The sequence below is a fragment of the Xylocopilactobacillus apis genome (assembly GCF_033095965.1).
Classification (GTDB): Bacteria; Bacillota; Bacilli; order Lactobacillales; family Lactobacillaceae; genus Xylocopilactobacillus; species Xylocopilactobacillus apis.
Genome location: NZ_AP026801.1, coordinates 1,833,547 through 1,844,857, shown reverse-complemented (window position 1 = coordinate 1,844,857; position 11,311 = coordinate 1,833,547). Strand labels below are relative to the sequence as shown.

The 11,311-nt window shown below is 36.0% G+C and carries 8 protein-coding genes; 7 read left to right on the top strand and 1 reads right to left on the bottom strand.

Annotation, left to right across the window (positions count from 1 at the left end; translation table 11 throughout):
• Window positions 1–48 precede the first annotated feature (48 nt).
• From obgE to R8749_RS08650, 4 genes are read left to right on the top strand one after another with little or no spacing between them, the layout of a single operon-like run.
• Window positions 49–1,338 (top strand): GTPase ObgE, encoded by a 1,290-nt coding sequence (gene obgE / locus R8749_RS08665; protein ID WP_317696026.1) that lies wholly within the window; start codon window positions 49–51, stop codon window positions 1,336–1,338.
• A gap of 2 nt (window positions 1,339–1,340) precedes the next feature.
• Window positions 1,341–3,320: an acyltransferase family protein gene (locus R8749_RS08660; protein ID WP_317696023.1), complete on the top strand. Its 1,980-nt coding sequence runs from the start codon at window positions 1,341–1,343 to the stop codon at window positions 3,318–3,320.
• A gap of 11 nt (window positions 3,321–3,331) precedes the next feature.
• Complete coding sequence (gene rnz / locus R8749_RS08655) at window positions 3,332–4,270, top strand: ribonuclease Z (RefSeq protein WP_317696020.1); 939 nt, start codon at window positions 3,332–3,334, stop codon at window positions 4,268–4,270.
• Window position 4,271: 1 nt separating this feature from the next.
• Window positions 4,272–5,048, top strand: coding sequence for an SDR family NAD(P)-dependent oxidoreductase (locus R8749_RS08650; protein ID WP_317696017.1), 777 nt, complete (start codon window positions 4,272–4,274; stop codon window positions 5,046–5,048).
• Here R8749_RS08650 and R8749_RS08645 read toward each other — a convergent pair whose 3' ends face one another.
• Window positions 5,049–5,969, bottom strand: a complete 921-nt coding sequence (locus R8749_RS08645; RefSeq protein ID WP_317696015.1) for a magnesium transporter CorA family protein — start codon at window positions 5,967–5,969, stop codon at window positions 5,049–5,051.
• A 102-nt stretch (window positions 5,970–6,071) separates the two neighbouring features.
• Here R8749_RS08645 and clpB point away from each other — a divergent pair, with 102 nt between their 5' ends.
• The 3 genes from clpB (at window position 6,072) to R8749_RS08630 (ending at window position 11,294) form a co-directional block, all read left to right on the top strand.
• Window positions 6,072–8,678: an ATP-dependent chaperone ClpB gene (clpB, locus tag R8749_RS08640; protein ID WP_317696012.1), complete on the top strand. Its 2,607-nt coding sequence runs from the start codon at window positions 6,072–6,074 to the stop codon at window positions 8,676–8,678.
• A 114-nt stretch (window positions 8,679–8,792) separates the two neighbouring features.
• Window positions 8,793–10,544 (top strand): ABC transporter ATP-binding protein, encoded by a 1,752-nt coding sequence (locus R8749_RS08635; protein WP_317696010.1) that lies wholly within the window; start codon window positions 8,793–8,795, stop codon window positions 10,542–10,544.
• An 18-nt stretch (window positions 10,545–10,562) separates the two neighbouring features.
• Window positions 10,563–11,294, top strand: a complete 732-nt coding sequence (locus tag R8749_RS08630; RefSeq protein ID WP_317696008.1) for a hypothetical protein — start codon at window positions 10,563–10,565, stop codon at window positions 11,292–11,294.
• The last annotated feature ends 17 nt before the right edge of the window (window positions 11,295–11,311 follow it).

Here is an 11,311-nt window from a genome sequence, read left to right as displayed (position 1 = left end):
TTGATGTTTACTCCCAAATAAGATATCGTACTAATAAGAGGTTTATAGATGTTTGTAGATGAAGCGTATGTGAAGGTTAAGGCAGGTAACGGGGGCAACGGGATGGTTGCATTCCGACATGAAAAATATGTTCCCAATGGTGGACCTGCTGGGGGAGATGGCGGCAAAGGCGGTAATGTTGTCGTGGTTGCCGATTCAGGACTAAAAACTTTGATGGATTTTAAGTATCATCGTCAGTTTAAAGCTGAAAGAGGTGAAGATGGTCAAATTAAATCGATGTACGGTCATGGCGGCAAAGATTTAATTTTGAAAGTTCCGTTAGGCACAACAATTAAAGATGCCAATACTAAGCAGGTATTGGCAGATTTGACGACTCCTGACCAAAAATTTGTTGTAGCATCAGGCGGCCGAGGAGGACGGGGCAACATTCATTTTGCAACGTCAACCCATCAAGCTCCAGAAATTGCTGAAAATGGGGATCCGGGCGAAGAGCGAGAAATTTACTTAGAAATGAAGATGATCGCTGATGTAGGATTAGTCGGGTTCCCTTCGGTTGGTAAATCGACATTTCTTTCCGTGGTTACAAGTGCTAAGCCCAAAATTGCATCCTATGCTTTTACAACTTTAAAGCCTAATTTAGGAGTTTTGCGATTAAAAGATGGACGTGAACTAGTGATAGCTGATTTACCAGGGATTATTGAGGGAGCATCCACTGGTGTTGGACTAGGATTAGTTTTTTTACGCCATATTGAACGGACAAGGATTCTTTTGCATCTAGTAGATTTGGATCCAAATAACGGGCGCGATGCTTTTGACGATTTTGAAACAATTATGAATGAATTAAAGACTTACGGTGAAGAAGTTGTTAGTAAACCAACCGTTGTAGTTGGAACAAAGTCAGATTTAATTGGAGCTGACGAGAAATTAGCAGAGTTTAAAAAGAAATTAGCTGCTAAATATCCGGGGCGCTTTCCAGTTTATGCAATTTCCAATACGACACATCAAGGAGTTGATGAATTGGTTGATGCTAGCTTTAAAGAGTTAGCCAAAGCTCCAAAACCAATAAGTGAGAAGATAGACGCAGTTAAGCATGTTGATTATAAATTTAATCCAGATGATGGCTTTAAAATTACAAAAATTGATGATGGACGCTACGTGCTTGAAAGTGAAAAAGTTGATCATTTATTAGAAAAAAGCAATCTTAATTACCAAGATGGGATTATGCGCTTTGCGCGGGCTTTGAGAAAAATGGGAGTTGATGAAGCACTTCGTAATTTTGGGGTTCAAGATGGTGATACCGTTTTAATTGATGATTTTGAGTTGGAGTTTAGGGAATAAGAATGGTTCGTGGTTCAAGGGGAACAGTCAAAGAAAATTCAAGTTCTTCTAATTATATAACTGGCTTCGATGGCTTAAGAGCAATCGGAGTATTGTTAGTTATTTTTTATCATATCAACCCGGAACTATTTCCAGGCGGTTATTTTGGGGTTCCTATATTTATGGTAATCTCAGGATATTTAATTACTTGTTCGCTAATGCGGGAAGTTAGGCAAAAAGGAAAGATTGATTATCGTTCTTTTTTTAGTCGTCGGGCCAAGCGCCTATATCCAGCGTTAGTCACAATGCTGTTTGCAACAAGCAGCTATATTTTGTTGTTTCAACGCAATTTATTAGATAAATTATGGCAGATTGTTTTATCCAATCTTACTTATTTGTATAATTGGTGGCAAATTTTTAATGGTCAGTCCTATTTTGAAAGATTTGCTGATAATGAATCTCCTTTTACTCATCTTTGGACTCTTTCAATCGAAGGCCAATTTTATTTAATTTGGCCGTTTGTTTTTTTCTTGCTTTATAAGTTTGTTAAATCAAATCAAAAAAGGTCACGGATTGTTTTAGTTTTAGCACTCATTTCAGCTTTTGAAATGGCTGTACTTTACTCGCCTGCTAATATTAATCGAGTGTATTATGGGACTGATACGAGATCTGTATCAATTCTTTTAGGATGCGCCTTGGCGTTTGTTTGGCCGGTTAGCAGATTAAATCGACATTTAAATCGAGAAAGTCGAATTCTAATTGATTCATGTGGAGGAATTTCAGCACTGGTCATGTTGATCATGATTTTTACAGTCCGAGATCAATCAAGCGGACTGTATCGTTATGGAATGTTGATTTTTTCAGCTTTTGCGACAATTTTAATAGCTGCAGTTTCTCATCCGGGCGGAAGTTTCAATCGAATCCTTACCAATCCAATCTTTAGTTTTATTGGCAAAATTAGTTACGGGATTTATATCTACCAGTTTCCAGTAATGATTTTTTTTGAAAATAAAGTGAAGCTGATTTCTAAACATCCCATAATTTATCCAGTGATCGAAATTATAATTATTATAGGGATCAGTACTTTTTCTTATTACTTTATTGAACAATATTTTGCGAAAGTTACTTGGTCGAGTTTAAAAGACGATTTTAAACAGATCTTTGAACTTAAAAATAAACCTCAATCTAAAATTGGTATGATGGCTTTAGTCCCAATTTTAATTCTAGGCTTATCAAGTAATGTCTTGTCAGTATTTGCAAAAGGGCAAAATCCTAATGACACGCCGTTAGCTCGGAAAATAAAAGCTAACACTAAACTTCAAAAAGCCCATAATAAACTAGCAGAAAAAAAGGCATTAATTGCAAATAAGGAATCTCGAAAGCTTGAAAAGAATAAATCCTTATCTCGCTCGTTTAGTAAATCTCAACACAAGAAATATGAAGTCTTGGCCAAAAAGCATCCGGTTAATCAGGAATATGAAAAATATGGCCTGACCCAGTTTGAACTTCAGATGGGTCAGCACATCGGATTAACGGCAATTGGTGATAGTGTGATGGTCGATGGACAGCCAGTTTTGACGAAAATTTTTCCGAAAATTGTTATTGATGCGGTAGTTAGCCGCCAGGCCTCAGAATTGCCAGATCTTTTAAAACAAAAGGCCGATCAAGGCATTATTGCTGATACAATTGTAATCGGACTTGGAACAAACGGGATTCTTACCCCTAATATTATTGATGAAACAATGAAGATTGCGACGACTCAAAGAGATGTTTTCTGGATTACTGATCACGTTCCAACTCGTTCATGGCAAGATTCTAACAATGCAGTGCTTGTCCAAGAATCACATAAATATAATAATATGCATATAATTGAATGGCATAAATTTGTAAATTCTCATAATGAATGGCTTTATGCAGATTTAACCCATCCTAATCAGGAAGGCTCGGTTCAATATGGAACTTTTATCGCGAAGAATATTCTTAAAACTTTGGAAAAGAAATGATTGTATAGTATATGGAAATTGAATTTTTAGGAACGGGTGCAGGAGCACCATCAAAAAGCCGTAATGTTTCTAGTCTGGCTTTAAAATTGTTGGATGAAATTAACGAAATTTGGCTTTTTGATGTCGGAGAAGCAACTCAGCATCAAATATTAAAAACCACGATTAAGCCGAGAAAGATTACAAAAATATTTATTACTCACATGCATGGTGACCATATTTTCGGTTTACCGGGCTTTTTGTCGAGCCGCTCTTTTCAAAATGGAGATGAACCAGTTGATATTTATGGACCACTTGGAATAAAAGACTATGTCATGATGAGCTTAAAATTATCAGGAACTCATTTGGGATATCGGATTAATTTTCACGAAATCAAAAAAGACCAAGGAGTTCTATTTTTTAATGAGAATTTTCGGGTGGAATATGCAATTTTAGATCACCGAATCGCGAGTTATGGTTTTCGAATTACTGAATCTTCTAAGCCAGGTGAACTTTTAGTTGATAAATTAAGAGAACAAAATGTACCATCAGGCCCAATTTATGGACAGCTGAAAAATGGTGAAGATGTTACTTTGCCGGATGGAAGAACTTTATTCAGTAAAGATTATGTTGGACCGAGGATTCCCGGTCGGATTGTCTCGATTTTTGGAGATACAAGAATCAGTAAGAATCACCAATTTTTAGCCCAAGATGCTGATCTACTAGTTCACGAAAGTACTTTTGCCCATCAAGATCGAGATATTGCAAGACAGTATTATCATTCAGCTAGCAGCCAAGTTGCTCAATTAGCGAAAGACGCTAACGTTAAATATTTAATTTTGACTCATATTTCTGCTCGTTATTTGGGAAAAACGGCAATGATTTTACAAAAGCAGGCTGAGAAGATTTTCCCTCAAGTACGCGTTGCAAATGATTTTAGCACTTATGACATTCCTCAAAAAAAGGGAGAGTAAAATGAAAAAGACAGTTATTGTAACCGGGGCTAATTCAGGAATTGGCCGAGAAGTAAGTCGTATTTTAGTTGAACAGAATTATTATGTAATTATGCTTGGGCGCAATTCATCGCGTCTCTTAGAAGTTCAGAATTCACTTGATCCAATGAGGGAAACAACAAAGATTTTAAGCTGTGATTTGAGTCAGTTAGCTTCTATTCGCCAGACTGTTAATATAATTCGCCAAAGCCAAATGCCAATTCACGGTTTAGTTAATGCAGCGGGAGTAGGGTATTTTAAAAATACGATTGATTCAACTGATGAAGAAATTGCTCAGACTTTTCAGACGAATGCTTTGGGTTTGATTTATTTAACAAAATATGTTGCGCAATTGATGGTTAAACAAGGTTTTGGTCACATTATTAATGTGGCATCGATGGCGGGAAAATTGACAACTCCAAAAGCTGCAGTTTATGGAAGTTCGAAAGCAGCAGTAATTGCTTTTTCAAATGGTCTGCGCTTAGAAATGAGACCCTATCACGTTTTGGTATCGACAGTAAACACCGGGCCAGTTGAAACCCCTTTTCTTAATAAAGCAGATAAAACAGGTAATTATTCGAATTCAGTACAAAACTATCTTTTGAATTCTACGGCCGTTGCCAAAAAAATAGCACTCTTGTTGGAGCGCTATAAGCGAGAAGTGAATTTGCCGTGGTATATGGAAGCTGCTGCTAAATTATATCCATTTGCGCCACGGGTAGGCGATTACTTATCGGGAGTAGTTTTCAATAAGAAATAGTTAATTAAAAAATCCATGTCTTTTAAGGATTTGGTAAACCCAGACCATAATAATTGTCGTTCCAAAAGTTATAAGAATCCATGAGAAAGTTCCGTCGGTCATTGGCAAATGGACATTCATTCCGAAAAAGCCCACTACAATTGCGGGAATTGCAAGAACGATTGAAGCAACTGTTAAAATACTCATTGAACGGTTAGTGTTATTCGTAACAATATTTTCATAGGCATCAGACAATAAATTCATGATTTTGGTCGAAATATTTGCCATATCTAAAGCTTGTTTCATTTCAATTTCGATATCTTCGAGAAATTCATCTTCGGAGATATCGATTTTTTGTTGGTTGTCGTTTCGAAATTGGTCCAACGTTGCTTTGTTTCGTTCTAAAGCATTGAGATAATAAATTAGATTTACTTTAACGTTTAGAAGCTCACTCAAATACTCACTATTGCGATGCACATAGATTTCTTTTTGAAGAAGATTATGCTGACGTTCGACTTCTGACAGGGCATCTAAATAATTAGCTGTTAAATTAAAGAATGCATTTAAAACGAGGTCTAACGGTTTGGTTTTTTCATTAGTGATGCTGCTTAAAAAACTCTTAGGTGATTTTTGCATCGTTTCGTCTAACATTTGACTGGTTCCGTGATTAGTAAAAGTAATCAAACGATCATTTTTTTGTACAAAAAAAGAAATTGGTTGGATTACTGCTTTTTTATCTGAATGTTCAGCAATACCATCCATGATTATCAAGTCGGTATCACCATCGTGTTCAAAGCGTGGAGACTCAAACTTATCAGTTGCATACTCAATCATTTCTAGATTTAATTTATATTTATCACTAATTTCAATTAGTTCTTCATCAGTTGGATCAATCACTTGAATCCAATTAAAGTTGGGATAATTATTATTTGTTTTTATCATTTTTTTAACCTGAAAATATTATAACAAAATTTTTAAAATTGTTTTTGACTTTTTGACCAATCCTGACTATAATATATTTAAACCAATTTCGAGGTAATAATTATGGATCAGAATAAATTTACTAACACATTAAATGAAGCAATTCAAACAGCACAACAAATAGCAATCGAAAATCAAAATTATGAAATTGACGTTCCTCATTTGATCAAAGGAATTATGGATCAAGATGATTCATTGGGCAAGACACTTTTTGAAGGGCAAAATATTCCCAATGATGTTTTAACAGCAGAATTAACGCAGGAAATTGCCAATTTGCCAAAAGTTACAGGCGGCAATAATGGACAATCAATTTCTCGTGACTTACTAAACCTTTTTACAACTGCGCAGAAAATTGCCAAAAGTAACGGTGATGAATTTGTTGCGATTGATACGATTCTTTTAGCTTTGTTCGATCATGAGCAATTAGCAATTACGAAATTTCTCCAAAGCCGTGGGCTTAACAAAACTAAAATGCGTAAAATAGTTGAAGATCTACGCGGCGGCGGTAAAATTACGAGTCAAGATGCAGAAAAGAACTATAAAGCATTAGAGAAGTATGGCACTAACATGGTGGCAGAAGCCAGAAAAGGTAATGCAGATCCAGTTATCGGCCGTGATGCAGAGATTATGAATGTCATTCGAGTTCTTTCGCGTAAGACGAAGAATAACCCAATTTTAATAGGAGATCCAGGGGTTGGAAAGACAGCCGTTGTCGAAGGTTTAGTTCAGCGAATTGTTAACGGCGATGTACCTGACAATTTAAAAGATAAAGTTGTTTATAACTTAGATATGGGTGCTTTAATTGCCGGCGCTAAATATCGGGGAGAGTTCGAAGAACGTCTGCAGGCCGTGTTGAAAGAAGTTAAGAAATCTGAAGGCAGAATTGTTCTTTTCATCGATGAAATTCACAATATCGTTGGTGCAGGTAAAACTGAAGGCAGTATGGATGCCGGGAACTTACTAAAACCAATGCTGGCACGAGGAGAACTGCGGTTAATTGGGGCAACAACGCTTGATGAATACAGAATGTATATCGAAAAAGATAAAGCCTTAGAACGTCGTTTCCAGCGAGTAATGATTAATGAACCAACTGTTGAAGATACCATCAGTATTTTGCGGGGTCTTAGAGAAAGATTTGAAGTTTATCATGGAGTACGAATTCATGATAGTGCATTAGTTGCCGCTGCTACTTTATCTAATCGATATATTACGGATCGATTTTTGCCGGATAAGGCGATTGATTTAGTCGATGAAGCCAGCGCTAATATTAACGTTGAGATGCACTCAGTGCCAGAAGAACTTGATGAGAGCAATCGAAAATTAGTGCAGCTGCAAATTGAAGAAGAATCTCTTAAAAAAGAAACTGATAAAGCTTCAAAGATTAGATTAGAAGATACCAAGAAAGAAATCGCTGAAGCCAAAGAAGAAAATAATCGCTTAAAAGCTCGTTGGAATGAAGAATTAAAATCAATCAATTCTTTAAACGAAAAGAAAAAAGCAATTGAAAAAGCGCGGCATGATTTACAAGAAGCGCAAAATCGTTCTGATTTTGAAACGGCAGCTAAAATTCAGCACGGAACTTTACCTGATTTAGAACACGAATTACAAGAGGCAGAAGGAAGCTCAAAAGGTCATGCTGATTGGATGGTTGATGAATCGGTAACCGAAAATGAGATTGCTGAAGTAATTAGTCGTCAAACTGGGATTCCAATTTCTAAATTAGTTCAAAGTGACCGCGATAAATTGCTGCATCTTGAAGATGATTTAAAGAAGAGTGTCGTTGGTCAGGATGAGGCAATTAAAGTTGTTTCAGATGCAATTATTCGTTCAAGAGCAGGGATTCAAGATCCAAATCGTCCATTAGGCAGCTTCATCTTCTTAGGACCAACGGGAGTTGGGAAAACTCAATTGGCTAAGAGTTTAGCAGAGCTTTTGTTTGATTCAGAAAAACATATGGTCAGAATCGATATGAGTGAATATATGGAGAAAGAATCAGTTTCTCGTTTGATTGGGGCTGCTCCAGGTTACATTGGATATGAAGAAGGTGGACAATTAACAGAAGCAGTTCGCAGAAATCCGTATTCGATCATTTTGTTAGACGAAATTGAGAAGGCGCACCCGGATGTATTCAACATCTTACTGCAAGTATTGGATGATGGACGCTTGACTGACGGAAAAGGTCAAACGGTTGATTTTAAGAATACTTTAATCATTATGACTAGTAACTTAGGTGCAGATTTAATCTTAGATGAGCAGCAAAAAGAGACAAAGGAAGAATTGCACCAACAATTAATGAATGTCGTTCGAGCCCACTTCAAACCAGAATTTCTTAACCGAGTGGATGCAATCTTGCAATTTAATGCTTTAACTGAAGATGATGTGGTAAGAATCGTAAATATTGATATGCAGGATCTTAAAGATCGACTTGTTGATCAAAGAATCAATCTTGAAATTCAGCCCGCTGTTTTGGAATGGATCGGTAAGAGCTCATATGAGCCAAGTTATGGTGCCCGACCAATTCAAAGATTTATTAAGAATAACGTTGAAACTCCACTTGCGAAAGAAATTATAGCAGGTAAGGTTTTACCAGATACTAAGGTGACAGCTGAACTTGACAATAAGAAGTTAGTTTTTGTAAGTCAAAACGTCGAAAGCGAAGTCAAAGTATAATTTAAAAAAATACCAGGAAAAACCTGGTATTTTTTTTATATTAATTTATTAATGGTAAAATATAAAAAGTTGTTTTTGTAAATTATTTTAAAAGTGGAGACGGGTCTTAAGACATTGAATGCAAAAGTAAAGTCAAATACGAAAATATTTCAATTTAATCTAAAAAATTTCAGAAAATTAATAGTTTTTGCCCATCCACAATACTTTCATCTTTTAATTGGCATCGTATTCGGCATGATTTCTTCAGGAGTTCAATTATTAATTCCAATCCTAGCACAGTTCTTAATTAATAGTTTTAAACATCATATTGATTATTGGTTAATTGTTGGAATTGTCGGGATGCTTGTTGTAACTGCAATACTATCAGCGGCATCAGGGACAATTTTAGGAATTTTTGGGGAAAATGTTGTTGCTAATTTAAGAAAAGAATTGTGGAAAAAAGTTATTAATCTGCCGGTTAAATATTTTGATCTTGTTAAATCGGGGGATTTAGCTTCACGATTATCTAACGATACGACGCAAGTGAAAGATTTAATTGCCAATACTTTTCCTAGTGCATTCTCATCAATGCTCTTGATTTTGGGATCAATCGTCATGATGTTAATTATGGATTGGAAAATGACAATTATTATTTTCTTTTGTCTGCCGATACTTTTGTTAGTTTTGCTTCCGTTAATTCATTTTGGACAGCAAATTGGACGTCTTCGTCAGAGTAAGTTAGCTGATTTTAATGCAGCGGTTAGTGAGTCAATGAGTGAGATTAGGTTGGTGAAGTCTTCTAACGCTGAGAACGAAGAACGAACAAAAGGCGATAAAATGGTCGATGACCTTAATAAAATTGGACGACAAGAAGCAGTTTATGATTCGATTTTTCCACCATTTCTGACTACAGTCTTGATGTTTTTGATCTTAGGAATCATGGTTTACGGGGTTCATCGGGTGTCTAAGGGAACGATGACTTTTGGAATGCTAACTTCTTTTGTTTTATATTTGTGTAATTTTGTTGCATCGATCCCAGTGGTTACAAATCTGTTTTCTCAGACGGCAAAGGTTGCGGGATCGACTGATCGGATTAGTAATATTTTGGAAGAAACTTCTGAAGAGTTTGAACAAGGATTAAAATTTGATATTGACGGTGAAATTTTAGCAGCCAAGAACATTACATTTTCTTATCTTAAAAATGAACCTGTGATTAACAATATTTCCTTTGAAGCGAAACCCAATACGATTATTGCTTTTGTCGGACCATCAGGCGGTGGTAAATCAACCATTTTTTCATTGATTGAACGCTTCTATGACGTAGACACAGGAGAAATTTTGATTGGGGAGCATAACATTAATGAAATTAATTTAGAAAATTGGCGGGAACAAATTGGGATTGTTGGCCAAGATTCACCATTAATGGCCGGAACCATTCGAGATAATTTAATTTATGGTTTAAAAGGCAGCTATTCAGATCATAAACTTTGGGAAATTTTAAAATTAGCTTATGCAGATCAATTTGTGAGTGCAATGCCAAGGCAGTTGAATACAGAAGTTGGTGAACGAGGGGTTACTCTTTCTGGTGGTCAAAGACAGCGAATTGCAATTGCACGGGCTTTTTTAAGAGATCCTAAAATTTTAATGTTAGATGAAGCAACAGCTAGTCTAGATTCAGAGTCAGAAGCCAAAATTCAAGTTGCGCTCAATGAGTTAATGAAGGGACGAACAACTTTAGTCATTGCCCACAGATTAGCAACGATTGTTGATTCTAATAATATCTATTTTGTGGAACACGGAAAGATCACGGGTTCAGGAACGCATGAAGAGTTACTTAAGACACATGCGTTATATAAGCAGTATGTCAGTGAGCAGTTTAAACAGTAAAAAATTGGGGAATATAAGGTGCAGAGAACTTTTTTAAATCCTAAGACGAATACTTGGCATACCTATGAATTTTTAAAGAAAAGGCGGAATGATCCAAAATGGCATGATGGTTTTATTGAAGCACAAAAAATTGTTCGACGTGACATGATCATTATGGGAATCCTTTTATTTATAATAGCTAACATTGGAATTTGGCTGTATGGAGGCTATGTAGCTTCAAAATATCACAAGACCCATGATCCTATCAGTTACGCTGCTTCTTTATTTGGAGTTAAACAAACAGAGAGTATGAGTAAATCATCTTATGATTCTGCAGATGCAGATAATAGTTTAGATACAGTAAAAGAGAAGGCCTTTAAAAATTATATTGTAGGCAAAGGCTACCGAATTGAACCGGCTCTTTATGATGATGAAAGTGTCAGTCAGGCAATTTCCGAAGAAAAAGTTCCCGCGAATCTAATTGAAGATGGAACTAAACTAGTATATTTTGCTGATAAAGGTCATGTAATTGTTAAGGGGATGGGTGATGATCAAGAGCCTCATCGTAAGGGTTTTGATGTTATTGGCTCAAGTTTAATGATTAATACGATTAGTTATACGATTCCTTATGAAATAAAAGGTGACGCTGTCTATTTTCAAACGTGGAAGGACTATGATTTTAGCGGTAGCGGTAAAGGAGAGACTCACGAAATTACCTGGCAAATGGTTGGTGATCCAAATGCACAGAAATTAGCAAATGAAAATAAATAAGGATTAAACAGTGACAC